This is a genomic window from Kineosporia sp. NBRC 101677 (assembly GCF_030269265.1).
Taxonomy (GTDB): domain Bacteria; phylum Actinomycetota; class Actinomycetes; order Actinomycetales; family Kineosporiaceae; genus Kineosporia; species Kineosporia rhizophila.
In genome coordinates this window covers 382,821-408,377 of record NZ_BSTA01000008.1, presented here as the reverse complement: position 1 = coordinate 408,377, position 25,557 = coordinate 382,821, and the positions used below count along the sequence as shown (strand labels likewise).

The window sequence follows — 25,557 nt, the reverse complement described above, 5'->3', positions numbered from 1 at the left end:
AGGACGATCGATGCCGGCACGCGCTGCGACCCCGGGTCCCGGGGTGGTCACCGAGTCCGACGAACCCGACCGGCCCACCGAGGTACTCGAGATCGAGACCCCGCTCGGCCCGGCCCGGGCCCACCTGTGGGTGCCGCAGCGGCGGCCGGTGGGCCGGATCGTGCTGGGCCACGGCGCCGGGGGCGGGATCGGGGCGGCCGACCTGGTCGCCGTGCGCCGGGCCGCGGTGGCTGCGGGCTGGCAGGCCGTTCTGGTGGAGCAGCCCTGGCGGGTGGCCGGCAAGAAGGTGGCCGCGGCGCCGCCCAAGCTCGACATCGGCTGGCACGCGGTACTGGCCGAACTGCCCACCCTGAAGCGGCCACTGGTTCTCGGCGGTCGCAGCGCCGGAGCCCGGGTGGCCTGCCGTACGGCCGCCGACCTGGGAGCCCGGGCGGTCTGCTGCCTGGCCTTCCCGCTCCATCCACCGGGCAAGCCGGAGAAGTCCCGCGCCGCCGAACTGGCCCTGCCGCACCAGGCCGGGATCGAGGTGCTGGTGGTCCAGGGCGAGAAGGACCCGTTCGGCGGCTGGGCCGAGGTGGAGGCCGAGCAGCTGCCCGGGGTCACGGTGGCCCGGGTCGAGGGTGATCACTCTCTGAAGAAGTACGGACCGGTGGCCGAGGCGGTCGCGGCCCGGCTGACCGATTGGTCCAAGTCCGTCTGAAGCCCCGGAATGACCTTCCACCATCGCGTGTTGTGCTCACTGCGCAGACGGTCAGCAGACGACCAGCAGCCGGTCGGCGGCCCCCGGGACCGGGCGTGTCGCTCCGGCCTGCCGATCTGGTCGTGACCATCTGTGATCACCACGTAAAACCCTGATGAAGCATCCGCCGGCCCGGTCCGGGGAGCGCAGCATGGGGCGTCCGCGAAGAGTGAGGAGTGCGCCGTTGCTACTCGTGACGACGGTGGAAGAACGGTCTTTCGGGGCCGATCGGTCGTCCGGTCAGTCCACCGGCCGAACCTGGGCGGGTAATGCCGCTGCGGTGCAGCTAGGCTCGTCGGTGATGGATGCCCAAGCGGGTCGCGCACCGGCGACTGAGAACACCGCGGAGCGGTCTGCCCGCTTCGAGCGGGATGCCCTGCAGTACCTGGACCAGCTGTACTCCGCGGCGCTGCGGATGACGCGTAATCCGGCCGACGCCGAGGACCTGGTGCAAGAGACCTTCACCAAGGCCTTCGCGTCGTTCCACCAGTACCAGCCCGGCACGAACCTGAAGGCCTGGCTGTACCGGATCCTGACCAACGCGTACATCAACACGTACCGCAAGAAGCAGCGTGAACCCCAGCAGGCCCAGACCGACGAGATCGAGGACTGGCAGATCGCCCGGGCGGGCTCGCACACGTCCACCGGTCTGCGCTCGGCCGAGGCCGAGGCACTCGACCGGCTGCCGGACTCCGACGTGAAGGAGGCCCTGCAGCGGATCCCGGAGGAGTTCCGGATCGCGGTGTACCTGGCCGACGTCGAGGGCTTCGCCTACCGGGAGATCGCCGAGATCATGGGCACCCCGATCGGCACCGTGATGTCCCGGCTGCACCGCGGCCGGCGGCAGCTACGCGACCTGCTCGAGGAGTACGCTGCTGAACGTGGCATCGTGGCCACGCGATCCCAGGGTGGTGCGGCATGAGCGTCTGCGGAGAACCCGACTGTTCCAAGGTGCTGGCCCAGGTCTACGAATACCTGGACGGTGAGCTGGGCGAGGCCGAGCTCACCGAGATCCGCCACCACCTCGACGACTGCTCGCCCTGCCTGCGGCAGTACGACCTGGACGTGGCCCTGAAGGCCCTGGTGCGCCGCAGCTGCCAGGAGACCGCGCCGGCCGACCTGCGCGACCGCATCATGGTCAAGATCACCGAGGTCCGGATCGAGCTGAACGGCTGAGAGCCGCCCGGTGACCGGGAACCGAAGAAGGCGCTGCTCCCCTCGACGGGGGGCAGCGCCTTCTTCGTCTGCTTGTCTGCTGACGCGCAGGGCTCAGGCGTTGGGACGGCGACCGTGGTTGGCCGCGCTGCCCTTGCGCGAGCGGCGCTTGCGACCGCGCTTGCTCATGGCATTTCTCCTTGTCTTCGGCTGCCCTCCATCTTGACAGACACCGGCCCATGCTCCGGACCGGCTCCGGCCCGTGCCTCGTTCAACTGCGACCCGGGCGCCCCCGCCCGCCGCCGTGCTCCAATCACGCAGGCAAGCCGGTCAACCATCCGAAGGAGGCGGCAGCCATGTCCGAACAGGTCCACGCCGAGCTGGTCGGCAGCATCATGCGGGTCGACGTGGCCCCGGGGGACGTGGTCACCCCGGCCGACCCGCTGGTCCTGATGGAGTCGATGAAGATGGAGATCCCGGTGCACCCCGAGCGGGGCGGCACCGTCTCCCGGGTCGAGGTCCGTGCCGGTGACGTGGTCACCGAGGGGGACCTGCTGATCGTCATCGACTGAGGCCGGCCCGGGCGGGTTCCTCAAGATTTGCTCACGCGGGCCGATAGACCCCGCGTGAGCCAGCCGCCTGTGTCCGTCGTGCCCTTCCTCCGGGCACTGTCCGAGCTCTTCGGCTCGGACCTGCACTGCAAGGTCGGCTCCCCGCCGCGGATCCGGATCGACGGCAAGCTGCGCCGCCTCGACGTGCCCGCGCTGCGGCCCGCGGACACCGAGGCGATGGTGGCCGAGGTGCTGCGCGACGACCTGCGGGCCGAGTTCGAGCGCACCAACGAGGCCGACTGCGCCTACTCGCTCAGCGGGGTCGGCCGCTACCGGGTCAACGCCTTCCGCCAGCGCGGTTCCGCCGGGCTGGTGTTCCGCCGGGTCAACGTCGGCGCGATCCCGCTGGACAAGCTCGGGGTGCCCGAGGTGATCGGCCGCCTGGCCCTCGAGCCGCGCGGGCTGGTGCTGGTCACCGGGCCCACCGGCTCGGGCAAGACCACCACGCTGGCCGGCATGGTCGACAAGATCAACTCCGAGCGGGAGGTGCACCTGGTCACCGTGGAGGACCCGATCGAGATCCTGCACGAGGACAAGCTGGCGATGGTCAACCAGCGCGAGGTCCGGGTGGACACGCAGAACTTCGCGGTGGCCCTGCGGGCGGCGATGCGGCAGGACCCGGACGTGATCCTGATCGGCGAGATGCGCGACCAGGAGACGGTGCACTCGGCGCTCTCGGCGGCCGAGACCGGCCACTTCGTGATGTCCACCCTGCACACCCAGGACGCCAAGGAGACGATCACCCGGATCATCGACTTCTTCCCGCCGCACGAGCAGAAGCAGGTCCGGCTCTCCCTGGCCGGGGCGCTGAAGGGGATCATCTGCCAGCGGCTGGTGCCCCGGGCCGACGGCACCGGCCGGGCGCTGGCCATGGAGGTCTGCATCAACACCGGCCGGATCGCCGACGCGATCGCCGACCCGGACAAGACCGGCACGATCACCGACCTGATCAAGGAGGGCGGCTTCTACGGGATGCAGTCCTTCGACATGCACCTGGTGGAGCTGATCCGCGACGGCGTGGTGAGCCTGCACGACGGGATGGCGGTGGCCAGCAACCCGCACGACCTCACGGTGGAGCTGCGGCGGCTGGGCCTGGTGGCCTGAGAAACCGGTTCGAGGACGTTGTGCGCACCGAACGCGGTCTGCGCGCCTACGCGTCGGGGAGGGGTCCGTAGGAGGTGGACGGCGGGGTCCCGTTCCGCCCTCCACCTCCTACGGGCTCACCCGGCCACGTTGCCGTGACCAGGGAGCTGGGACGCCGTGACTGCCCTCGCGGCGCCCGATTGGTCCATTATCAAGTTGTTACATTCGGAGCGCGACTCGTAAGCGGTGTGGCGTGGGTCACTGCTGGCCGGGAACTTTTTCGGAGTGGGCAAACGGGAACGCCCGGGCGGTCCCGTGAGGGGACCGCCCGGGCGTCCGGCGCCGGAGTGGGAACTCAGGCGGCCTTGGTCTCCCAGAAGATCTTGCCGATCTCGTCGATCTTGGTCAGCAGCTGGTCGGCCACCGCCACGTCGGTGCTGCCCTTCGTGCCGCCGGCCCCGGCGAGCTTGGTGGCCTCGTTGAACAGGCCGTGCAGCTGCGGGTACTTCTCGAAGTGGGGCGGCTTGAAGTAGTCGGTCCACAGCACCCAGAGGTGGTGCTTCACCAGGTCGCTGCGCTCCTCCTTGATCTGGATCGCGCGCGCCTTGAACACCTCGTCGTCGGAGGCGTTGTACTTGGCGATGCAGGCCTTGACCGACTCGGCCTCGATCTTGGCCTGGGCCGGGTCGTAGACGCCGCACGGAAGGTCGCAGTGGGCGCTGACCTCGACCGCGGTGAAGGCGTTGAGGAACCGCGAGAGCATGGGTACTCCTTGTCGCGAGGCTAGAGGCTTAGGACTCGTAACCTACTCCGCGGCCTGCCCGCCCGCGCGTGGCGGGGCCGTGATCCGGCCCGGCGTCGGCCACAACCGGAAGAGCGCGACGGCCAGCACGTCCTGCTCGGCCACGGCGCCCACCTGCCAGGAGTCGACCCCCTCGGCCGGGTTGTCGCGCTCCACCCACCAGGAGTCCTGCTCGCGGAACGCCAGCCGCTTGACCGACAGGGGCCGGCTGCCGGGCAGCCGCACCACCGCCACCGTCCCGGGCCGGGCCGCTCGTACGGCCGCCCGGTCCCAGCGCACCACCAGCCGGTCGCCGTCGTGCAGGTGGGGCTCCATCGAGCGCCCCCGCACCAGCACCTGACCCACCGGCAGCAGCGGGCGGAATCCGCGCTCACTCATCCGTGCCTCCGCAGTTCCACGCCAATTCCTGGTTACCGCCCTGTCCGGACAGCTTCTGTGGCACCATGAGTGACGCGGGCCACCCCCGTTCCCGACGCCGGCACGCCACCGCAGCCGCCGCGTCCACCATCGCAGATCACATCGCCGGACCTGGCGGCTCCTTCGTCGTTCCCGCCGGCCCTTCCGTGGCCCGTACCCCTGCCGAGGTATCGCGTGACCATCGAGACCAGTTCGACCGACCTGCCCACCCTCGTCCACGAGGACTCCGAGACCCCGGTGTTCGCCCTGCACCGCGGCGGCAAGATCGAGACGGTGGCCCGCACCCCGCTGCGCGACCGGGCCGACCTGTCGCTGGCCTACACCCCCGGGGTGGCCGAGGTCTGCCTGGCGATCGCCGCCGAGCCCGGCCTGCTCGACGTGTACACCGGCCGGGGCAACACGGTCGCGGTGGTCTCCGACGGCACCGCCGTGCTCGGCCTGGGCGACATCGGCCCGGGCGCGGCGATGCCCGTGATGGAGGGCAAGGCCCTGCTGTTCAAGCACTTCGGTGGCGTCGACGCGGTGCCGATCTGCCTGGACACCACCGACCCGGACGAGATCGTCGAGACCGTGGCCCGGCTGGCCCCGACCTTCGGCGGGATCAACCTGGAGGACATCTCCGCCCCGCGCTGCTTCGAGATCGAGGCCCGGCTGCGGGAACGGCTCGACCTGCCGGTGTTCCACGACGACCAGCACGGCACCGCGGTGGTGGTGCTCGCCGCCCTGCGCAACGCCGCCCAGGTCACCGGGCGCGAACTGGCCGGGCTGCGGGTGGTGGTGGCCGGCGCCGGGGCGGCCGGGGTGGCGATCGCCGGCATCCTGCGCGGGGCCGGCATCGGCGACATCGTGGTGTGCGACAGCCGCGGCATCCTGTCCTCCGGGCGGCCGGGTCTGAACGGGCCTAAGGCCGCGCTGGCCGAGGTCACGAATCCCCGGGGACTGAGTGGTGGTCTGGCTGAGGCAATGGCCGGGGCCGACGTGTACATCGGGGTGAGCGGCGGTCAGGTGCCCGAGGCGACGGTGGCCTCGATGGCGCCGGGCGCCTTCGTCTTCGCCCTCGCCAACCCCACACCGGAGGTGCACCCGGAACTGGCGGCGAGGCACGCGTCCGTTGTTGGTACCGGTCGCAGTGACTACCCCAACCAGATCAACAACGTGCTGGCCTTCCCCGGGATCTTCCGGGGCGCGCTCGACGTGCGCGCCACCGCGATCACCGAGGGGATGAAACTGGCGGCCGCCGCAGCGATCGCCGCCTGCGTCGAGCACCCCACCGCCGGGGAGGTGGTTCCCGACGTGTTCGACACCCGAGTCGCGCCGGCGGTCGCGGCCGCGGTGGCCCAGGCCGCTCGGGACGAAGGAGTGGCACGGGCCTGAAGGTGGTGCTGGGAGCGGCTGAAGATCAGCTTGACGGCCCTTTAGCGGGCGGGCGGTTGCGCCGGAGCGTCCGGGCGCGCAAGAGTCAGCACCACACGTCGGCTCACCCCCTGTGAAGGCTCATGGACGAGAATCGACCGGTCGCTCCCGGTGCACCGCGCGAAGACTCCTTCGACACGGCGGTGCGTGGCTTCAACCGCCAGCAGGTCATGGAGTACATGACCCGTACGCACGAGCTGCTCACCACGCTCGAGCGGCAGCTGGCCGTGGCCCGGGCCGAGGCGCAGCGCGCACGGGCCGGAGCCGACGCGGCCGTGGGCGAGGCCGAGCGGCTGCGCAAGGAGATCGAGGAGCTGCGCGCGGCGCCCAAGCCGGTGCCGGTGCACACCGAGGTCAGCGACCGGATGGCGCAGATCCTGCGGCTGGCCAGCGAGGAGGCCGAGCAGGAGCGCGACCGGGCCCGCGAGGACATCGCCCGGGTGCAGCGCGAGACCAAGGCCGAGTGCGAGCGGCTGGCCACCCAGGCCCGCGCCGACGCCGAGCTGGAGCTGGACCAGGCCCGCGCCTCGGCCCGGGCCGAGCTGGGCGCCGCCCGCGACACCGCCGCCCGTGAACTGGCCGAGGCCCGGCAGACCGCCGAGGCCGAGCTCAGCCGGGCCCGGGCCGAGTCCGAGATCACCCTCACCTCGGCCCGCACCGAGGCCGACCAGCTGCGGCTGGACTCGGTCCGGCACGCCGAGCACCTGATCGAAGACGCCCAGCGTCGCTCCGGGGCGGTCAACGGCCTGGCCGCCCAGCGCCTGGACGCGCTCACCTCCACCCACTCCGAGGCACTGTCCCGGCTCGCCCAGATCCGCGACGTGCTGGGCCAGCTGCTCAGTGCCGACGCGGCGGCCGGCTCGCTCACCGCGGCGGTCGAGGCGGCGATGAACAACCGCGGCGAGAACCCGGCGGGGGGCGAGGCAGTCGAGGGCGAGATCTACGACGAGGCCCTGCCGCACGACGTGCACGAGGTGATCGAGGTGCGTGACCACGTGGGGTACGGCCCGCTCGAGGGCCGCACCTCGCACAGCGCGCTCGACGACGACCTGCACATCGACCCGCGCGACCCGCTGAACACCGGCCAGATGCCGGTGGTGCAGCCGAACGTGGAGATCGACCTGCGCGACGGTCACCGGCCCGGGGTCCGGGTGGTCAGTGGTGCCGCTCACGGATCTGCCCAGGCGCCCAACGGTACAACTCGTTAACGTCGGTCCCATGCTGGCTGCGTTCACCACCCGGACCAACGCCGAAGACCCGCTGTCCGCCCTCGAAGTGGGGGAGCGGCCGGTACCCGAGGTGCCCGAGGGCTGGGCCCGGGTGCGGGTACAGGCCGCCGGGCTGAACCACCACGACCTGTGGAGCCTGCGCGGGGTGGGTCTGCCGGACGAACGGCTGCCGATGATCCTGGGCTGCGACGCGGCCGGCCTCGACGACGAGGGCAACGAGGTCGTGGTGCACGCGGTGATCAGCGACCCGGCCTGGAAGGGCGACGAGACCCTCGACCCGCGCCGCAGCCTGCTGTCCGAGCGCCACCAGGGCACGCTGGCCGGCGAGGTGGTGGTGCCCCGGCGCAACCTGGTGCCCAAACCCGCGCAGCTGTCCTGGGAAGAGGCCGCGAGCCTGCCCACCGCCTGGCTCACGGCCTACCGCATGCTCTTCACCCAGGCCCAGGTCAGCCCGGGCCAGACAATTCTGGTGCAGGGCGCCGGCGGGGGAGTGGCCACCGCCCTGATCGCGCTGGGAAAGGCCGCCGGAGTGCGGGTCTGGGCCACCAGCCGGCACGAGGACAAGCGTGCGCGGGCCCTCGGGCTGGGGGCGGAGCAGGTCTTCGAGAGCGGGGCCCGGTTGCCCGAGCGGGTGGACGCGGTGATGGAGACCGTCGGCGCGGCCACCTGGAGCCATTCGGTCAAGGCGCTGAAGCCGGGCGGGGCGATCGTGATCTGCGGCGCCACCAGCGGCCCGGCACCCGAGAACGCCGAGCTGAACCGGATCTTCTTCCTCCAGTTGCGGGTGCTGGGCTCGACCATGGGCACCCGCGACGAACTCGGCCGCCTGCTGGGCTTTCTGCAGACCAGCGGGGTGCGCCCGCAGATCGACTCGGTGCTGCCGCTGGAGCGGGCCCGGGAGGGCTTCGCCCGGATGGCGAACGGCGAGCTGGTCGGCAAGGTCGTGTTCACCCCCGGAAACTGAAGGACGGGGGTGGCCGGCCGGGTGGTCGGTGACCCGTTCGTCGGTGGGCGGCTGTGCGAAACAGGCCCACGAACGTCTTCAATCAGGGTTTTCAGGGACGCGGTACCCCGAGCCACTCGTACCAGCCGTTGTGCAGCACCAGCCAGGCGATCAGGCCGTAACCGGCCTGGCGCGGGTGTTCCCCGTCGCCCGCGGCCAGGTCGGTCAGCCAGTCCTCGTGCGCGTAGAGCGGGTCGAAGCAGTCCACGAACGGCACCCCCCGACGCCGGCAGACGTCGCCGAAAGTGGCCGACAGCTCTTCGATCCGGTGGTTCAGTGCGTTGTCGGAGGCAGGCGGCGGGCCGACCACGAAGGCGGGCAGCCGGCGGGCGTGCGCGTCGTCGAGCATGTTGGCCAGGTTCAGCCGCGAGCGCGGGATCGACAGCCCGGCCTCGATGTCGGAGCGGCCCAGCCCGATCACCACCCGCTTCTCACCCGGGTCCTCGCCGTAACGCCGGCTGGCCTCTTCCCACCAGCGTGCGCCCAGGTCGGCGGTGTTCTCCCCGGGAACGCCGAGAGTGTAGACAGACAGCGCGATCTCGTCCTGCGGGGTGCGGGCGGCGACCCGGCCGACCCAGCCGAGCGCCTTGGGGTCGCCCACCCCGGAGACCAGGGCGTCGCCCACCACGCAGATCCGGACCTGCTTCTCACCCGGACCGGGACCGGCCGAGCGCGAACGGCTCACTGGTCCTCGTCGTCATCGTCGTCGAGCCGGGCCAGCCAGGTGGCCAGCCGCTCGACCGGCGTCTCGAAATCCGGGTTCAGGTCGACGAAGTGGCGCAGTTGCTCGGCCAGCCAGGCGAAGGTCACCTCTTCGTCCCCGCGGCGTTGCTCGAGCTCCTCGATCCCTCGGTCGGTGAAGTACATGGTCCGTATTCTGTCCGACTTCACCCGCCGGATGGCGCAGGTTCTCGTCCAACACCCGAATTGACGCGGAATGGCCCCGTACCCGCCAGGGGTACGGGGCCATTCTGGTGCGGATCAGCGGTTGAACGCCTGGGCGATCAGGGCCGCCTGCTCCGCCTGGTGCTTCTTGGCCGACCCGGTGGCCGGGGAGGCCGCCGCCGGGCGGGAGATCCGCAGCAGCGGCCGCCCACCCAGGTCCTGAGGCAGGCTCAGGGCGATCGACGGCCACGGACCCTGGTTGGCCGGCTCGTCCTGCACCCAGACCAGCTGCGCGTCCCGGTACGGGTCGATGGCCGCCAGCACACCCTCGACGTCGAGCGGGTACAGCTGCTCCAGCCGCACGATGGCGGTGCTGGTGTCGTTGCGCTTGGCCCGCTCGGCGGCCAGGTCGTGGTAGATCTTCCCGCTGCACAGCAGCACCCGGTCGACCGACCCGAGCTGGGTGCTGTCGCTGATCACCGGGCGGAACTCACCGGTGGTGAACTCCTCGATCGGCGACACCGCGGCCTTCAGCCGGAGCATCGACTTCGGCGTGAACACCACCAGTGGCTTGCGCGGCTTGGCGTAGGCCTGGCGGCGCAGCAGGTGGAAGTAGCTCGCCGGGGTCGACGGCTGCGCCACGAACATGTTGTTCTCGGCGCACAGCTGCAGGTAGCGCTCGATCCGGGCGCTGGAGTGGTCCGGTCCCTGACCCTCGTAGCCGTGCGGCAGCAGCAGCGTCACCGACGAGCGCTGACCCCACTTCTGCTCGGACGAGGAGATGAACTCGTCCACGATGGTCTGGGCGCCGTTGGCGAAGTCACCGAACTGCGCCTCCCACAGCACCAGGGCGTCCGGCCGCTCCACCGAGTAGCCGTACTCGAAGCCCATCGCCGCGAACTCCGACAGCAGCGAGTCGTAGATCCAGAACTTGCCCTGGTCGTCGCTGAGGTTGAGCAGCGGCGTCCACTCCTCGGCGGTGACCTTGTCGGTCAGCACGGCGTGCCGCTGGGTGAACGTGCCGCGCCGGGTGTCCTGCCCGGTGAAGCGCACGTTGGTGCCGTCCATCAGGATCGAGCCGAGCGCCAGCATCTCGCCGAACGCCCAGTCGACCCCGCCCTCGGAGGCCATCGCGGCCCGGCGCTCCAGCAGCGTCTGCAGCTTGGGGTGCACCGAGAAGCCGGACGGCGGCGAGACGTACGCGTCGCCGATCCGCTTCAGCACCTCGGCCGAAACGGCGCTGGTGTGGCCGTTGCCGGCCGCGTCGTCCTGCTGCTGGGCCTTGGGCAGGTCCAGGCCGGCGGTGACGTCCCGGTTGACCGTGGGCGGGTGGTTCACGGTGTCGCGGGTCTCGGCGAACACGCGCTCCAGCTGCTGCTGGTAGTCGCGCAGGGCCTGCTCCGCCTCCTCCACGGTGATGTCGCCACGGCCGATCAGGCCCTCGGTGTAGAGCTTGCGGACACTGCGCTTGGCCTCGATCAGGTTGTACATCAGCGGCTGGGTCATCGAGGGGTCGTCGCCCTCGTTGTGACCGCGCCGGCGGTAGCAGACCATGTCGATGACGACGTCCTTGTCGAACGCCATCCGGAACTCGAAGGCCAGCTTGGCCACCCGGACGCAGGCCTCCGGGTCGTCGCCGTTCACGTGGAAGATCGGCGCCTGGATCATCCGGGCGGCGTCGGTGCAGTACACCGACGAGCGCGAGGAACTCGGCGCGGTGGTGAACCCGACCTGGTTGTTGATCACCACGTGCACCGTGCCGCCGGTGCGGTACCCGCGCAGCTGCGACAGGTTCAGCGTCTCGGTGACCACCCCCTGGCCGGCGAAGGCGGCGTCGCCGTGCAGCAGCACCGGCAGCACCGAGAAGATCTCGCCCTGCCGGTCCAGCCGGTCCTGCTTGGCCCGGGCCACGCCCTCCAGCACCGGGTTGACCGCCTCCAGGTGGGAGGGGTTGGCGGCCAGGTAGACCTTGGTCTTCTCACCGGTCTCGGTGGTGTAGTGCCCCTCGGTGCCGAGGTGGTACTTCACGTCGCCGGAACCCTGCACGCTGCGCGGGTCCTGCTGGCCCTCGAACTCGCGGAAGATCTGGCCGTAGCTCTTGCCCGCGATGTTGGCCAGCACGTTCAGCCGGCCGCGGTGCGGCATGCCGATGCAGACCTCGTCGAGCTCGGCCCGGGCGGCGTTGCTGAGCACCTCGTCGAGCAGGGCGATGACCGACTCGCCGCCCTCGAGGCTGAACCGCTTCTGGCCGACGAACTTGGTCTGCAGGAAGGTCTCGAACGCCTCGGCCGCGTTCAGCCGGCCGAGGATGCGCAGCTGCTCCTCGCGGCTGGGCTTGGCGTACGGCCGCTCCAGCCGGGCCTGCAGCCAGCGCCGCTGCTCCGGGTCCTGGATGTGCATGTACTCGATACCCACGGTGCGGCAGTAGGTGTCGCGCAGCACGCCGAGGATGTGCCGGAGCTTGGCCACCGGCTTGCCGCCGAAACCACCGGTGGGCACCTCGCGCTCGAGGTCCCACAGGGTCAGGCCGTGGGTGGTGATGTCCAGGTCGGGGTGCCGGCGCTGCTTGTACTCCAGCGGGTCGGTGTCGGCCATCAGGTGGCCCCGGACCCGGTAGGAGTGGATCAGCTCCTGCACCCGCGCGGTCTTGTTGATCTGGTCGTCGTGCGAGACCGAGATGTCACGGACCCAGCGGACCGGCTCGTAGGGCAGGCGCAGCGAGCGGAAGACGCGGTCGTAGAAGCCGTCCTCGCCGAGCAGCTTGCTGTGCACGATCCGCAGGAACTCGCCGGAGCCGGCGCCCTGGATGATCCGGTGGTCGTAGGTGGAGGTCAGCGTCATCATCTTGCTGACCGCCAGCCGGGCGATGGTCTCTTCCGAGGCGCCCTGGTACTCGGCCGGGTAGTCCATCGCCCCGACGCCGATGATGGCGCCCTGGCCCTTCATCAGCCGCGGCACGGAGTGCACGGTGCCGATGGTGCCGGGGTTGGTCAGGCTGATCGTGGTGCCGGCGAAGTCGTCGGCGCCCAGCTTGTTGTTGCGGGCGCGGCGCACCACGTCCTCGTAGGCCGACCAGAACTCGGCGAAGTCCATGCCGTCGCAGTGCCGCACGTTGGGCACCAGCAGCTGGCGGGTGCCGTCCGGCTTGGGCATGTCGATGGCGATGCCCAGGTTGATGTGGGCCGGCTGGACCAGCGCGGGCTTGCCCTCGTCCTCGGCGTACGAGGCGTTCATCGAGGGCATCAGCTCGAGCGCCTCGACCAGGGCGAACCCGATCAGGTGGGTGAACGACACCTTCCCGCCGCGGGAGCGGACCAGGTGGTTGTTGATCACGATCCGGTTGTCGATCAGGAGCTTGGCCGGGACCGCCCGCACGCTGGTCGCGGTGGGCACCTCCAGGCTGGCTTCCATGTTCGTGACGACCCGGGCGGCCGGGCCCTTCAGACGGGCGATCTGCGGGCCGTCCGAGCTCGCCTTGGCCGGGGCGCTGCTGGCCGGCTCACGAGGCGTGCGGGCGGCCGGCGGCGTGGCCGGAGCCTGCTTGGCAGCCTGCCGGGAGGCCTGCTGGGCGGGCTTGGGGGTGGGGGACGGCTGCTTCCCGGCCGCCTCCGTTCCCGTCCCGCTCGCCGGGGCCGGGCTGGGCGGGGTGGCCGCCGCGGCCGGCTGGGCGGAGTCGGGCTGGGGCGCAGGCTTCGGTGGCTGCAGCGCGGCGGTGGCGACCGGACGGCTCGAGGCCGCTCCGTTCGTACCCGTCGCGGGAATGGTGTCCGAGGGATCGGAGTTCGAGTCGTCGGACGGGCGCGAGCTGGTCCGCAGGTGCGGGGTCTCGGCCGGCTGATAGTCCGCGAAGAACTCCCACCAGGCGGGGTCGACGGAGGACTTGTCCGACAGATACTGCTGGTACAGCTCGTCGACCAGCCACTCGTTCGGTCCGAACTCGGTCACCACAGGCTCGGAGGACACGGCGAGAATCGCCTTCTTTCAGTGCGGGGCTGAAGGGTGTGTCAACCCTAACCCGATCGAGTGGGGACGCGAGGTATTAGCAGTTCCACTCGGCGCCGCCGCGGGGTGGTCTGCACCACGGCCCGGCCCTGACCTGCCTTAGGATGTCCCCACCATGCCTTCACGAAGGTGCCGGCCTCTGGCCGGCACACCCCAGCCCCGTCGTTCGCCGTCGCTCCCGTACCGGTCCTGGTGCGGCTCCGAGCCGGGTGGCGTCGCAGTCCTATGACCGAATGGATCCTCCTCGGCCTCGGCGTGCTGCTCACGCTGGGGACGGCGATCTTCGTCGCGGCCGAGTTCTCCCTGGTCGCGCTCGACCGTTCCACCGTCGAGCGGGCGGTCGAGTCCGGTGACAAGCGCGCCCCCTCGGTGCTCGCGGCCATCCGCAGCCTCTCCACCCAGCTGTCCGGTGCCCAGGTCGGCATCACGATCACCACGCTGCTGGTCGGCTACCTGGTCCGGCCCTCCCTGGCCACCCTGCTCCAGGCCCCGGCCGAGGCGGTCGGCCTGGAGGGGGCGGCGGTCGACTCGGTCACCGTGGCCCTGGCCCTGATCGCGGCCACCGCGTTCTCCATGGTCGTGGGCGAGCTGATCCCGAAGAACCTGGCGATCTCGGTGCCGCTGCCCACCGCCCGGGTGGTGGCCGGCCCGCAGCGGGCCTTCACCACGGTCACCCGGCCGCTGATCACCGTGCTCAACGGCTCGGCCAACCGGCTGCTGCGGCTGGTCGGGGTGGAGCCGCAGGAAGAACTCTCGGCCGGCCGTTCGGCCGACGAGCTGGCCGCTCTGGTGCGGCACTCGGCCGAGGTCGGCACGCTCGACCAGCAGACCGCCACGCTGCTCACCCGTTCGCTGGGCTTCTCCAGCCGCTCGGCGGCCGACGTGATGACCCCGCGGGTGCGCATGCTGGTCCTGCAGAAGGACGAGCCCGCGGCCGCGGCGATCACGCTGGCCCGGCGCACCGGGCACTCCCGGTTCCCGGTCGTCGACGGCGACCTCGACGACGTGGTCGGCGTGGTGCACCTGAAGAGCGCGGTCGCGGTGCCGATGGAGCGGCGCGACGAGGTCCCGGTGGCCGCGTTCATGTCCGAGGCGCTGCGGGTGCCGGAGACGATGCGGCTGGACCCGCTGCTGGTCGAGCTGCGGGCCCTGGGCCTGCAGCTGGCCGTGGTGGTGGACGAGTACGGCGGCACGGCCGGCGTGGTCACCCTCGAGGACCTGGTCGAGGAGCTGGTCGGGGACGTCTCCGACGAGCACGACCGCAGTCGTCCGGGCATCGTGCGCCGGCGGGACGGCGCCTGGCTGGTGCCGGGCCTGATGCGGCCCGACGAGGTGCGCGAGCGCACCGGGGTCGGGGTGCCCGACGGCAACGCCTACGAGACGCTCGGCGGTTTCGTGATGGCCGGGCTCGGCCGCATCCCCGCCGTGGGCGACGAGGTGCCCGTCGAGGGCGCTCGGGTCCGGGTGGAGCGGATGGACGGGCGTCGGGTCGACCGGGTGAGGCTGATCCTGCCCGACAGCGCCACGCCCGACCGGGGTGCCTCGGCCGACCCCGCGAAGGTGACTATGAACACCCGTCCGGCCCAACGGCCGACGGTCGACGCGGGCTCGCCCGGAAGGCAGCAGTCGTGACCAGCCTCCTCGTCGCCGCCCTCCTGCTGGCCCTCAACGCCTTCTTCGTCGGGGCCGAGTTCGCCGTCATCTCGGCTCGGCGCAGCCAGATCGAGCCGCTGGCCGACGCCGGCAGCCGGGCCGCCAAGACCGCGATGCGGGCGATGGAACAGGTCTCGCTGATGCTGGCCTGCTGCCAGCTCGGGATCACCATCGCCTCGCTGGGGCTGGGCCTGGTCGCCGAGCCCGCGATCGCCCACCTGATCGAGGTCCCGGCCGAGGCGGCGCACCTGCCCGAGGGCCTGATCCATCCGCTGGCCTTCGCCGTCGCCCTGGCCATCGTCAGCTACCTGCACGTGGTGCTGGGCGAGATGGTGCCGAAGAACCTGGCCCTGGCCGGGCCGGACCGGGCGGTCCTGGTGCTCGCGCCGCCGCTGCTGGCGGTGGCCCGGGCGGTCTCCCCGGTGATCCGCGCCCTGAACTGGGTGGCCAACCACGCGGTGCGGCTGCTGCGGGTGGAGCCCAAGGACGAGGTCGCTGCCGCCTTCACCGCCGACGAGGTGGCCTCGATCGTCACCGAGTCCACCCGGGAGGGCCTGCTGGACCATCACGGGCTGCTCACCGGGGCCCTGGAGTTCAGCGAGCTCTCGGCCGGCGACCTGATGATCCCGATCGGCCGCCTGGTCACCGTCCCGGTGGGCAGTACCCCGGCCGAGGTCGAGCGGCTGGTCACCCGCACCGGGTTCAGCCGCTTCCCGGTGGTCCGGCCCGAGCCGGACGATTCCGAGGCGGCGCCTGCGGTGCTGGGCTACCTGCACCTGAAGGACCTGCTGTACGCCGACGACGAGCGGCACGGGCTGCCGATCCCGGAGAAGCGGGTGCGTTCGCTGGTCGCGGTCGGGGCCGAGGACGAGGTGGAGGAGGCCCTGGCGACGATGCAGCGCGCGGGCAGCCACCTGGCCCGGGTGGTCGACCACGAGGGTCGCACGCTGGGGGTCCTGTTTCTTGAGGACGTCATCGAGGAGTTGGTCGGTGAGGTCCGGGACGCGACCCGGCGGGATCCGGGCCGGACGGCCACCCGCGCCTGACCCCGACCGGATGAGGTGTGACCGATTGGTTGCACTGAGCGATGTCGGCGTGGGCTTTCTCGCTCGGCATCCAGGTTTCAGACGCTTCGGCGAGGTCCCTGGCGGTCAGTGCCACGACTTGATGTCGCTGAGTCTTGCGTCACATCAAGCGCGTCACTCAAAGTCATGAGCCGTGTTGCCTGCGTGCGCATGCTCACAGAATTGATAACACTCAGTTGAGGTAAGCGTACCCCAAGTGCGGGATATTGGACGTCGTATGAACGGCTTAAGTCCAACAGCGCGTCCCAACTTGATTTACCCACCCCGGTGGCCTTTATAGTTCCGTGACTCATCACCCAGAGTGCGGTTGGTAGGAACCCCCTCCACCTCCCTTCAGCCCTCCAGGAGGATCAACGGTGCCGTCGCATCGCGCCGACACAGCTGCCCCCGCGTTACGTCCGCGGAACAACCGGGGCACGCGGTCTTCAGGATCGCAGCGTCGCTCAGCCACGGGTGTTCAACGCCCGAATGCACCACGCCGCCCGCTCCGCAAGCCCGGCGGCTCGCTCAGTGCTCCGCAGGTCGGCATCGCCGGTGCCCTGGGTATCGCGACCATCGCCGCACCGATCAGCGGTGCCATGGCCGACCCGATGCCCAAGGCTCAGGTCAACCAGATCGCCAGCACCGTCTCCGTGGTCTCGGCGGTGTCCTTCCCCAACGCGGCCACCGCGGCCGGCATCGGGGTCGAGAACCTGGCCGTGGTGCCCGCCGAGGGCACGGTCCAGGCCGCCACGCCCAACCTTCTGGCTGCCCCGAAGACGATCATCGTCAGCCGGGCCTCCCGGGCCGGCGAGCGTTCGGTGCTGCCCGGCTGCTCCGGCATCCCGACCACCACGGGCGCCAGCAACGGCCAGCTGCCCGAGAGCTCGCTCTGCACGCTGTGGGACTCGGACCACCGGCTGCGGGCCGACGCGGCCGTGTCGCTGGCCAAGCTCAACATCGCGTACAAGCAGGAGTTCGGTAACGACATCTGCCTGACCGACTCCTACCGCACCCTGAGCGAGCAGTACGCGGTGCGGGCGAGCAAGCCCACGCTCTCGGCGGTGCCCGGCACCAGCGAGCACGGCTGGGGCCTGGCGGTCGACCTGTGCGACGGCGTCAACACCGGCACGGGTGCGCGCTTCCAGTGGCTGGCCGACAACGCGTCCTCGTACGGCTGGGAGAACCCGGACTGGGCCAAGTCAGGTGGCGGTGGCCCGTACGAGCCCTGGCACTGGGAGTACGCCGCAGGGCAGTGAGCTCTGTTTCGATCAGCTTCATCCGCCGAGAGCCGACTCTGTTCATGGGTCGGCTCTCGGCTTTTGCCGGACTGACCTGACTCGACTGCCCTGACCTGGCTCTGACCGGACCTGCCGGTCGTCTGCCTGTCTTCTCGTCGGCCGGCGTGCTCGCTGTCCGCTTACTTGTTCAGGTCAGGTTTGGTCTGCCTGCCTGCTGCGGAGCGAGAGAGCTGCCTGCGAAGGATGAACCCGCGACCAGTGGATCGGCTGATCCGTCAACGGTGGGGGCTACGCGCGCAACGGCAGTTCTCCTCCCGGTTCCGTGGTGGAGAGTGAGACCACGGGCGGGCTGCCGAACGCTGCGGATGACCGTTCCCGGCGCGGCTGAATCACTGGCCGCGGGTGGCACTGTGCATTTGTGGATGCGCCGTAACCGCTGCGTCTGAGGGGGCGCTGTGTTTGTGGCGTGTGCTCTGTTTCTGGGTGGTGCCGTGTTTCTGAGGTGCGTGCTTCTGGGGTGGTGCGGACTTCTGGGGTGGTGCGGTCGTGAGGTGTCGCGTGTATGTGGGGTGGTGCTGTGTATGTGGGTGATCCGCCAGCTGTCTGACGGTTGCTCTGGCGCGGCCCGCTTCAGGGGCGGGCCGTCCGGCCTGGAGGACGTTCACCCTTGGTGGCTCCGGCGCAAGCCGATCTGACATCGTCGGCCGCGGGGGCTCGTCCCGTAATTCTGGTTTTCAGTTGTGGTCGGCGCCGCACGACTCCCGTGCATCGCACGGACTCCCGTGCTCGGCTCCGTCAGGGGTGGGATCTGCCGATTCGGGCTGGGCCCTCATCGCACGGTCCCGGAGGAAAAGCTGGTCTGCGCCGACTTCATGACGCCGACCTCCGTAGACGTTCAAGTGTTCAGTTGTGGATCCGTTGATGCTGAACGGTTTTCGTGACCCTGGTGCGGCCCTGCGGTGAGGGCTCGACTCGGCTGTCTCGAAAGCGCCGGTGGTGCTGGTGTTTCGGAGGAACTGGTTGAGCTGGTGGTGCTGGTGCAGTTCGCGGAGGATCTGCTGGTTGTTCAGTTGCCTTGTGCTTCAGCTGGCTTCGCGCAGCTGAGCGGTCTTGCGGGCTTCGCGACGCTCCTTGCGCTCGGCCAGGTAGATGGCCTCACGGTCTTCCTCGGTCAGGCCGCCCCACACGCCGTACGGCTCACGGACCGACAGGCCGTGCTCGCGGCACTGCTGAATCACCGGGCAGCCGGCGCAGACGGCGACCGCAGCAGCATCACGCTTGTGACGGGCCGGGCCACGCTCACCCTCGGGGTGGAAGAAGAGCTGGGGGTCGGCCTCGCGGCACGCACCCTGGTACTGCCACTCCCAGACGTCGGCGACGGGAACGGGGAGACGGGAGAGCTCGGCCATCAGATCCTCCGGGTGCTGCGGTGATCGGCCCCTCGGCCGATCGGGTGCTTGAACCTTACTAACCGAGTCAGCCATTGTTCAAGCCCTTCGCTCCGAAACTTGTTCACGAGTACTTCAAGGTGGCCGGACCCGTCCTGAAGCGGTTCGTCTGCGACGGCCCGGTAGCGGGTTGTTCAAGTACCGGGCCGCCTCCTCGGAGATGGGCTCTGACCTGCGGAAACGCTGGTCTCGCGGATCCGTGGGCGGCCCCGTGAACCACTTGCTTCACGCGCTGAACCAGGTTGTTCACGCCTGCCGAAGCGGTGCAACGGTTTGTCGGGAGTGGTGCACGAACACCTTCGGAGCGAAGCGATTCACCGGCGTGTCGACTGTCTGAAACGGTTCCGCTGCCCTTTCGTGATCTGCCGCTGAAGCGATTCGTCCCGGATGGGCGAATCGCTTCAGCGTTCCGACGGCTGCATCGCGTCAGCGCAGGAAGCCGGCCAGACGGCTCAGCGTGCTGGGCTCACGCAGGATGCTCCCGTGGCCGGCCCCCTCCACCACCAGAAGCTCGGCGTCCGGCAGTACTTTTCGGACGTGTTCGGCCGAGCGCAGCCGCTCCTCGTCCAGCGAGCCCACGATCATCAGAGTGGGCAGCGTCAGACCCTGAAGCGTTTCGTCGTCCACCCCTGGATCGTTTTCCGAACCGGCCATGTACGCGGCCAGGGCCTTGGCGTCGTTGGCCTTGAAGGCGTGCACGGTGGCCTTGTCCAGGGGCTGCCCGGTCCAGGCCTGCCAGCCCTCGAGGAACCCGGTCATGCCGCCTTCCTGCAGTGACGCGATGCAGCCGGGGAAGAAGACCCGGTCGAAGGCGCCCTCGGCCGTGCTCGGCGCTCCGGCGATGCTGACGAATCGATTCAGGCGCGAAGGATGCGCGGCAGCGAGCGAGAATCCGACCCGCCCGCCGAGCGAGTAGCCGACGTAATCGGTCACGCTCGTTTCGGTCCGGTCCAGCACAGCGACCAGATCGGCGACAAAGGCCTCCATGCCATAGGCGCTTTCATGGTGCGGCCCCTCGCTACGCCCGTGCCCCCGAAGATCCACGGTGATCACGTTGTGCGTCTTGGTGAGCTCGCGGACATACCCGAAGCCCCGCCAGATGGCTTGGGAGAGGGCAGTGCCGTGAGACATCAGGACGGTGGGGGCAGCGGGGGAGGGGGAGCCACTGGGGGAGCCGGACGAACTGGAGACGGAGCTGGCCGGCTGGGCGCCACCCTGCGGACTGAGGTCGCGGGGGAAGGTGCGGTACGCAATGCGCGTGCCGTCGACCGGGCTGATCACGGTATCCACGGCCAGGACGTTACTTGGCGGGCAGGCCAGGGCCAGGGGTGAACGGTCGGCCCAGGTTGGCATGGATGGGGAAAGGAACCGTGCCTCAGCGGCTCCTTGGTCCGGCGACTCGCACCTGGAAGCGGATGACAGTCGCCGATCCAGCGGCCGCCGACCGTACAAGCCACCACTACGCAACCTTCTCGCTGCGACGCTGATCCCTGGACCGGGCCAGCCCACAGCAGCCAGGCCAGGGGTGCGGGCTGGACGCCAAAGTGTGCATCTGGTTCACCTGGTACCAGGTGTACACGATGTACACGTCGTCCTGTGGCGACCGCGGGCTGCATACCGGCCTGACCGGGAGCCGTGGGTAAGGGACCGGGGCGAAGAACCGGGGGTGAGGAACCCGTGGGCGAGAAACCCGTGGGCGCGGGACCCGTGGGCGCGGGACCCGTGGGCGAGGGACCCGTGGGGCGGGAGCATGTCGGGAGACCAGTGGCGAGGGGCCGGAGGCGGAAGAGCGGGGCGGGGTGAGGGACCTGTGGGCGGGAGAACGGGGTTGAAGAACCCGTGGGCGCGGGACCGGGTTAGGGGCCCGTGGGCGGGAGAGCGAGGGTGAGGACAGCGGGGCGAGAGGCCAGAGACCAGGGGTGGGGGCGAGGGACCGGGAGATGGGGCCGACGGGGTCGACGTGGTCGCGGCGGCGGTCGGCCACTTTGCGGTGTGTGCGAGGCAGCGACTGGCCTCCGACGAGGAGCGCAAGCGGTACATGTTGCACGAGGATCCGCGCGCACCTTGTCTCCTGGCCCCCGACTGGTCCCGGGCTCGAGGGTCCGCGCACTTTCCTCCTCGGGCCTGGACCGGTCCGAGGCCCTTTACGTGCGTGGGGCCTCCCTCGCCATCAGTCGGGAGGCGCTGTGGGTGGGGCTTTCCGGCTGCGACACACCCCGGCTCCACTGCGGGCCGGGAAGGTGAGTTCGGAGACGGGGCCGGGAGACGGGCCGGCCGCGGCTGAGGGGCGGCGCGCTGGCCGGCCGCGGGCGGCGCCCGCTCGGTCCTGTGCCCTGCCCATGGCCTGCTGCAAGGGACGCAGGTATTCCGGACCAGTCACTGCGGATCGGTCAGATCGGGCCGAGAGCAGGTCAGGTATTTCGGGCATCGAGATCCGCGTGTGAAGGTTCGCGTGTGATGGGCTCTTGGCCCGCGGGCCGGGCCAAGAGCCCCTTCCTGCATCCCTGGAACGAAACCCGCGCCACCCGGGCCCGGGCCCGCCTGAACGCCGACCTGCCGCCGCGCTGCCGGGTAGGGCCTCAATGTCGGCCTGGGTCGGCAGGTCCGGGTCCTGGTCCTGGATGGGTATCGAAGCTGGTGCCCGGGGTGGGGTCGAAGCTGGTGTCCGGGGGGGAGTTGGTTCAGTAGCGCGGGATCTCGGGGGAGTCGGAGTCGAGGGGGACGGCGTTGCCGCGGACCAGGCCCAGTTCGGCCGATTCTCGGGTCAGCAGGGTGTTGAGGGCCCACTCGCTGGCGGTGTGGACGCGGTTGCCTGGCATTGAGAGCAGGTGGTAGCCGCGGGTGACGGCCTTGGCGGGGAGGCCGGCCAGGGGGATCTGCAGGGGGTTGGCCGCGGCCTGGGTGCCGCCGAGGTCGACCACGAAGCCGAGGTCGTGGTGCTTGTAGGGGCGGCGCTCGCCCTGCCCGAACGAGGCGGCGACGTTATGGGCGGCGAGTTTGCCCTGTCGGGTGGCGTGCTGCGCGGTCATGGCGGTGACCTCGCCGGGCCGGGTGAGGTCGGGCACGGCCGCGATGTCCCCGGCGGCGAAGAGCTCGGGATGCCCTGGCACGTTGAGGTATTCGTCGACCACCAGGCGGCCCTTCTCGAGGGGGAGGTCGAGGCCGCTGACGACCGGGTCGGGGCGCACGCCGACGCACCAGATCAGGGTGCGGGTGGGGACGAAGTCGCCGTTGGTGAGGTGAACGCCTTCTGCTGTAGCCTCTTTCACCGAGATGCCCATCAGCACCTCGACCCCGCGCTGCCGTAGCACCTTGTCGGAGGCCTCGGAGAGGCGCCGGTCGAGGGTGGGCAGAACCCGCTCGGCGGTGTCGAGCAGCAGCCAGCGGGCCTTCTGCCCGGCCAGGCGCGGCCGGTCGCCGAGCAGGACGTCGGTGATGAGCGGGCCCTGGGCGGCCACCTCGGTGCCGGTGTAACCGGCCCCGACCACCACGAACGTGCTGCGCTGGTCGCGCTCGGCCCGGTCTTCCGTGGTGTCGGCGAGCGCGATCTGGCGGGTGATGTGGTCGCGGAGGTAGACGGCCTCGGGAATGCCCCGGAAGCCGTGCGCGTACTCGCTGATGCCCGGCACCGGCAGCAGCTTGTTGACGCTGCCGGCGGCCATGACCAGCCGGTCGTAACCGAGGGTGCCGGAACGCTTCTCGGCATCGACGTAGGTCAGGGTGCGGGCCTGCAGATCGACGCTCTCGATCGACCCCAGCACCAGCCGCACCTTGGGCAGGGCCCGGGAGAGGGACACCGCGATACGTCGGGGGTCGAGGGTGCCGGCCGCGACCTCGGGCAGCAGCGGAAGGTAGAGGAAGTAGTTCGTCGGGTTGATCAGCACGATCTCGGCCGACTCGCCCGCGAGCCGACTCAGCCCGCGGGCGGCCTCGAAACCGGCGAAGCCCGCTCCGACGACGATGATTCTGGCGCGCCGGCGCTGGGCGAAAGCAGCATCGGTGATCATGGGACGACCCTATGCGGCTTATCGGTTCTACGCCGCCTGCGATGCTTCCAGCCGCAACAGGGCCTGCTTGGCAGTAACGCCCCCGACGTACTGCCCCATGCTGCCGTCGCTGCGGACGACCCGGTGGCAGGGCACCACCACCGGCAGCGGGTTACGGGCGCAGGCCGTGCCGACGGCGCGGACGGCCCGCGGGCTGCCCGCGGCGGCGGCCACCGTGGCGTAGCTGGCGGTGCTGCCGTAGGCGATGGCCTGCAGATGGGCCAGCACCGTGTGCCGGAAGCCGCTGGCCAGGCTCAGATCGAGTGGGAGGTCGAAACTGTGCCGGTCGCCGCGCAGGTATTCACCGATCTGCTGGGCGGCCTGGTCGAGGCGCTCGGGGGCGTGCAGGAGCCGCGGGCCGATGCGCTCGGCCAGGTCGGCCAGCACCTGGTCGTGCCCCTCGACGGCGTAGGCCACCCGCACCAGGCCCACCGGTGTGGCGGCCAGCAGCAGCGGGCCGAGCTCGGTGTCGATGGTGCGGTAGACCACGTCGAGCAGGCCCCGCTCACCGGCGGCGTGGGCCAGACGAGCGCGCAGCCGGCTCTGGTGGTCGGCGACCCCCTCGCCGCCCTCGGCCAGGCCGCGATCGAGGAAGTCGGTCAGGGCCTGCTCGAGCACGCTGATCTCGGCCGCCTGCTCAGGCGTAGAACTGTCGGGCATGGTGGCTGCCACCTTCTCCTGTTCGAGGCGCTCGGCCAGCCCGGGGAAGAAGGGCGGCCAGAGCTTCGCGGTCTTGGTCATGACGTCTCCTGGGGCTGAAGGATGCTGCGCAGTGCGGCGATGCCGTCGGAGGCGGCGCGACGGGCGGCCACGACCGAGCAGTTGAGCAGGGCCGCCACATCGGCATAGGGCAGCCCGGCCACGTGGTGGTACGCCACGGCCTGGCGTTGCCGCAGGGGCAGGGCGAGCACGGCCGGCCAGGGATCGAGGGCATCGGCCTGGTGCGGGAGGGACGCCAGGGCTCCGTCCAGCCCTTGTGCGAGGGCCTGCCCGAGAGCGACCTCGTCTACCGGTTCGGGGTGCTCGGGCGGATCGTTGCCCGCGTGCGCCTGGGCCACCGGCACCGGCCCCCGGGAGAGGTGGCGCAACTGGTCGACGGCCTTGCGGTGCGCGATGGTGACCAGCCAGGCCTCGACATTGCTGTCGGGCTGGAGGCCGGGATAGGCCTGCAGCGCGGCCAGGAAGGTTTCTGACCAGGCATCGTCGGCGGCGACGGGCCCCACGACGGCGCGGCAGACCCGCAGGACCGTGGGGCCATGGCGTTCGACCACGCTCTCGAAGGGTTCTCGCTTCACACTAGGTAAACGCGGGCAGCACCGCGGATGTGAGGTCGGCGGGCAAACTTTTCCGGAGACGCGGATGCAGGGCTGCAATCAGCTCTGGACGAGGCCGGGCAGCATCAGCCGGAGCGGGTTCCAGCTGACGCTGCCCGTGGCGGACGGCGGGGAAACCCGTCAGACCTGCCGCGCGGTCAGGAAACGGGTCAGGTCCATCAGCTCGTCGCGGACCGACTGCTCCATCGGCACCGACTCCAGGGCCTGGTTCGCCTTCTCCACCTCGCGCTCGGCCTCGGAGAGCGCCCAGTCCCGCCCACCGGCATCGGCCAGCACACCGGCCACCCGCTCGAGTTCGGCCTCGGCCGGCCCGCCTTCCGGTTCGCTCGAACCCAGCCAGTCCACCACCGCCCGGGCCGGCGCCCCACCGGCGCTCAGCACGTAGGTGACCGGCAGCGACTTCTTCCGGGTACGCAGGTCCGACAGCACGGGCTTGCCGGTCACCGCTGCGTCGCCCCAGATGCCCAGCACGTCGTCCACCAGTTGGAAGGCCATCCCGACGTGCGCGCCATAGGCGCCCAGAGCGTCCACCATTTTCTCGTCGCCCCCACCCAACAGGCCGCCGATCCGCGCACTGGCCGACAACAGCGCGCCCGTCTTGCCCGCCGCCATGGCCCGGCACTCGTCCAGCTCGATCCAGCTGCGCCGCTCGAAGGCCAGGTCTTCGGTCTGCCCCCGGATCAGCTCACGCACCGCCCGGCCGAGCGCCGCGGAGGCCCGGGAGTCGCTGGGCAGCAGCACCTCCTGAGCCAGATTCAACAGCGCATCGCCGGTCAGGATGGCCGCCGGCACACCCCACAGCGCCCAGACCGTGGGCCGGTGCCGACGCTCGGTGTCGCCGTCCATCACGTCGTCGTGGATCAGGGAGAAGTTGTGCACCAGCTCCACCGAGACAGCTCCGGGCAACGCAGCCTCGGCCCCCGCCGAACAGGCCTGGGCCGCCAGCATCACCACGGTGGGCCGCACCGCCTTGCCCGCCGTACCCTCGCGGGGCGTTCCATCGGCCTCGGTCCAGCCCAGGTGGTACTCGGTGATGGACCGGTTCGCCGGGTCCAGCCGCGCCACCGCCTCCCGCATCGCGGGTTCCACCAGAGCACGGGTGCGATTGAGGGCGGGGGGAACGGATGCTGCTGCCTCAATGCTCATACCGGAGCCTCCTGCGGCGCTGATGGGGAACCGTGACGCGGAGTGCAGCCAAACGTCCGTTGATCATCCGGAGTTCCGTGAGCAACCCGTTCAGGGTTGCTCGCACACCGTGGTCCCGCCTGTTGACAGGGCCCACAACTCCGCTCAAAGACATTCATACGCACCTCCCGCGCAGGTTCGGTGCGGACGGGCGGCCGGATTGCTCGGACGCCGACAAATTTCCGGGGCATTGCCGGACCGGTATGCGCGCAGTCCGCAGCGCCCGTTACGTATGCGTCCGGTCCTC

23 protein-coding genes are annotated in these 25,557 nt (G+C 70.6%); 11 read left to right on the top strand and 12 right to left on the bottom strand.

Annotation, left to right across the window (positions count from 1 at the left end):
- Positions 1 to 10: 10 nt before the first annotated feature.
- The 3 genes from QSK18_RS24390 (at position 11) to rsrA (ending at position 1,915) form a co-directional block, all read left to right on the top strand.
- Positions 11 to 700 carry an alpha/beta hydrolase family protein gene (locus QSK18_RS24390; RefSeq protein ID WP_285623715.1) on the top strand — a complete coding sequence of 230 codons (690 nt, stop codon included), beginning with the start codon at positions 11 to 13 and terminating at the stop codon, positions 698 to 700.
- A 340-nt stretch (positions 701 to 1,040) separates the two neighbouring features.
- Positions 1,041 to 1,661 carry a sigma-70 family RNA polymerase sigma factor gene (locus QSK18_RS24385; RefSeq protein WP_232814225.1) on the top strand — a complete coding sequence of 207 codons (621 nt, stop codon included), beginning with the start codon at positions 1,041 to 1,043 and terminating at the stop codon, positions 1,659 to 1,661.
- A complete protein-coding gene (rsrA, locus tag QSK18_RS24380; RefSeq protein ID WP_232814226.1) occupies positions 1,658 to 1,915 on the top strand; it encodes a mycothiol system anti-sigma-R factor in 258 nt (85 codons plus the stop codon). The genes QSK18_RS24385 and rsrA overlap by 4 nt, the downstream gene beginning before the upstream one ends.
- A gap of 93 nt (positions 1,916 to 2,008) precedes the next feature.
- On the opposite strand, the gene QSK18_RS36300 is transcribed toward rsrA, so the two are convergent.
- A complete protein-coding gene (locus tag QSK18_RS36300; RefSeq protein WP_370449906.1) occupies positions 2,009 to 2,083 on the bottom strand; it encodes a 50S ribosomal protein bL37 in 75 nt (24 codons plus the stop codon).
- Positions 2,084 to 2,250: 167 nt separating this feature from the next.
- Here QSK18_RS36300 and QSK18_RS24375 point away from each other — a divergent pair, with 167 nt between their 5' ends.
- Both QSK18_RS24375 and QSK18_RS24370 read left to right on the top strand, forming a co-directional pair.
- Positions 2,251 to 2,466, top strand: a complete 216-nt coding sequence (locus QSK18_RS24375; RefSeq protein ID WP_232814227.1) for a biotin/lipoyl-binding carrier protein — start codon at positions 2,251 to 2,253, stop codon at positions 2,464 to 2,466.
- A 54-nt stretch (positions 2,467 to 2,520) separates the two neighbouring features.
- Complete coding sequence (locus QSK18_RS24370) at positions 2,521 to 3,609, top strand: type IV pilus twitching motility protein PilT (RefSeq protein WP_285623709.1); 1,089 nt, start codon at positions 2,521 to 2,523, stop codon at positions 3,607 to 3,609.
- 334 nt (positions 3,610 to 3,943) lie between these two features.
- Here QSK18_RS24370 and sodN read toward each other — a convergent pair whose 3' ends face one another.
- Positions 3,944 to 4,351 carry a superoxide dismutase, Ni gene (sodN, locus tag QSK18_RS24365; protein ID WP_232814229.1) on the bottom strand — a complete coding sequence of 136 codons (408 nt, stop codon included), beginning with the start codon at positions 4,349 to 4,351 and terminating at the stop codon, positions 3,944 to 3,946.
- 42 nt (positions 4,352 to 4,393) lie between these two features.
- Positions 4,394 to 4,768 (bottom strand): S24 family peptidase, encoded by a 375-nt coding sequence (locus QSK18_RS24360; RefSeq protein WP_232814230.1) that lies wholly within the window; start codon positions 4,766 to 4,768, stop codon positions 4,394 to 4,396.
- A gap of 213 nt (positions 4,769 to 4,981) precedes the next feature.
- Between QSK18_RS24360 and QSK18_RS24355 the strand changes: the two genes are divergently transcribed.
- From QSK18_RS24355 to QSK18_RS24345, 3 genes are all read left to right on the top strand, one after another.
- Positions 4,982 to 6,181: an NAD(P)-dependent malic enzyme gene (locus QSK18_RS24355; RefSeq protein WP_285623704.1), complete on the top strand. Its 1,200-nt coding sequence runs from the start codon at positions 4,982 to 4,984 to the stop codon at positions 6,179 to 6,181.
- Between the two features lie 122 nt (positions 6,182 to 6,303).
- On the top strand, positions 6,304 to 7,428 hold the full coding sequence (locus tag QSK18_RS24350; protein WP_285623701.1) for a hypothetical protein: 1,125 nt from the start codon (positions 6,304 to 6,306) through the stop codon (positions 7,426 to 7,428).
- A 10-nt stretch (positions 7,429 to 7,438) separates the two neighbouring features.
- Positions 7,439 to 8,413, top strand: coding sequence for a zinc-binding dehydrogenase (locus QSK18_RS24345; RefSeq protein ID WP_285623698.1), 975 nt, complete (start codon positions 7,439 to 7,441; stop codon positions 8,411 to 8,413).
- A 91-nt stretch (positions 8,414 to 8,504) separates the two neighbouring features.
- Here QSK18_RS24345 and QSK18_RS24340 read toward each other — a convergent pair whose 3' ends face one another.
- The 3 genes from QSK18_RS24340 to QSK18_RS24330 form a co-directional block, all read right to left on the bottom strand.
- Positions 8,505 to 9,137, bottom strand: a complete 633-nt coding sequence (locus QSK18_RS24340; RefSeq protein ID WP_232814234.1) for a GDSL-type esterase/lipase family protein — start codon at positions 9,135 to 9,137, stop codon at positions 8,505 to 8,507.
- Positions 9,134 to 9,319, bottom strand: a complete 186-nt coding sequence (locus QSK18_RS24335) for a DUF6104 family protein (RefSeq protein WP_232814235.1) — start codon at positions 9,317 to 9,319, stop codon at positions 9,134 to 9,136. The genes QSK18_RS24340 and QSK18_RS24335 overlap by 4 nt, the downstream gene beginning before the upstream one ends.
- A 114-nt stretch (positions 9,320 to 9,433) precedes the next feature.
- A complete protein-coding gene (locus QSK18_RS24330) occupies positions 9,434 to 13,300 on the bottom strand; it encodes a multifunctional oxoglutarate decarboxylase/oxoglutarate dehydrogenase thiamine pyrophosphate-binding subunit/dihydrolipoyllysine-residue succinyltransferase subunit (protein ID WP_285623686.1) in 3,867 nt (1,288 codons plus the stop codon).
- Positions 13,301 to 13,564: 264 nt separating this feature from the next.
- Here QSK18_RS24330 and QSK18_RS24325 point away from each other — a divergent pair, with 264 nt between their 5' ends.
- The 3 genes from QSK18_RS24325 (at position 13,565) to QSK18_RS24315 (ending at position 17,315) form a co-directional block, all read left to right on the top strand.
- Positions 13,565 to 14,971 carry a hemolysin family protein gene (locus tag QSK18_RS24325; RefSeq protein ID WP_232814237.1) on the top strand — a complete coding sequence of 469 codons (1,407 nt, stop codon included), beginning with the start codon at positions 13,565 to 13,567 and terminating at the stop codon, positions 14,969 to 14,971.
- The gene (locus QSK18_RS24320) at positions 14,968 to 16,038 is read left to right on the top strand and encodes a hemolysin family protein (RefSeq protein WP_232814238.1); all 1,071 of its coding nucleotides are present in this window, start codon (positions 14,968 to 14,970) and stop codon (positions 16,036 to 16,038) included. The genes QSK18_RS24325 and QSK18_RS24320 overlap by 4 nt, the downstream gene beginning before the upstream one ends.
- 617 nt (positions 16,039 to 16,655) lie before the next feature.
- Entirely contained in the window at positions 16,656 to 17,315 is a 660-nt protein-coding gene (locus QSK18_RS24315) for a M15 family metallopeptidase (RefSeq protein WP_285623683.1), read from the top strand.
- A gap of 1,064 nt (positions 17,316 to 18,379) precedes the next feature.
- Here QSK18_RS24315 and QSK18_RS24310 read toward each other — a convergent pair.
- The 6 genes from QSK18_RS24310 to QSK18_RS24285 all read right to left on the bottom strand — a co-directional run bounded on the left by QSK18_RS24310 (position 18,380) and on the right by QSK18_RS24285 (position 25,271).
- Positions 18,380 to 18,706, bottom strand: a complete 327-nt coding sequence (locus tag QSK18_RS24310; protein WP_232814240.1) for a WhiB family transcriptional regulator — start codon at positions 18,704 to 18,706, stop codon at positions 18,380 to 18,382.
- 465 nt (positions 18,707 to 19,171) lie between these two features.
- Complete coding sequence (locus QSK18_RS24305; RefSeq protein ID WP_285623678.1) at positions 19,172 to 20,035, bottom strand: alpha/beta fold hydrolase; 864 nt, start codon at positions 20,033 to 20,035, stop codon at positions 19,172 to 19,174.
- Between the two features lie 1,391 nt (positions 20,036 to 21,426).
- Positions 21,427 to 22,752 (bottom strand): NAD(P)/FAD-dependent oxidoreductase, encoded by a 1,326-nt coding sequence (locus QSK18_RS24300; protein ID WP_285623675.1) that lies wholly within the window; start codon positions 22,750 to 22,752, stop codon positions 21,427 to 21,429.
- Between the two features lie 27 nt (positions 22,753 to 22,779).
- Positions 22,780 to 23,394 carry a methylated-DNA--[protein]-cysteine S-methyltransferase gene (locus tag QSK18_RS24295; protein ID WP_408624279.1) on the bottom strand — a complete coding sequence of 205 codons (615 nt, stop codon included), beginning with the start codon at positions 23,392 to 23,394 and terminating at the stop codon, positions 22,780 to 22,782.
- Between the two features lie 134 nt (positions 23,395 to 23,528).
- Positions 23,529 to 24,086, bottom strand: coding sequence for an RNA polymerase sigma factor (locus tag QSK18_RS24290; protein ID WP_352396622.1), 558 nt, complete (start codon positions 24,084 to 24,086; stop codon positions 23,529 to 23,531).
- A 159-nt stretch (positions 24,087 to 24,245) separates the two neighbouring features.
- On the bottom strand, positions 24,246 to 25,271 hold the full coding sequence (locus tag QSK18_RS24285; RefSeq protein ID WP_232814244.1) for a polyprenyl synthetase family protein: 1,026 nt from the start codon (positions 25,269 to 25,271) through the stop codon (positions 24,246 to 24,248).
- Positions 25,272 to 25,557: the final 286 nt, after the last annotated feature.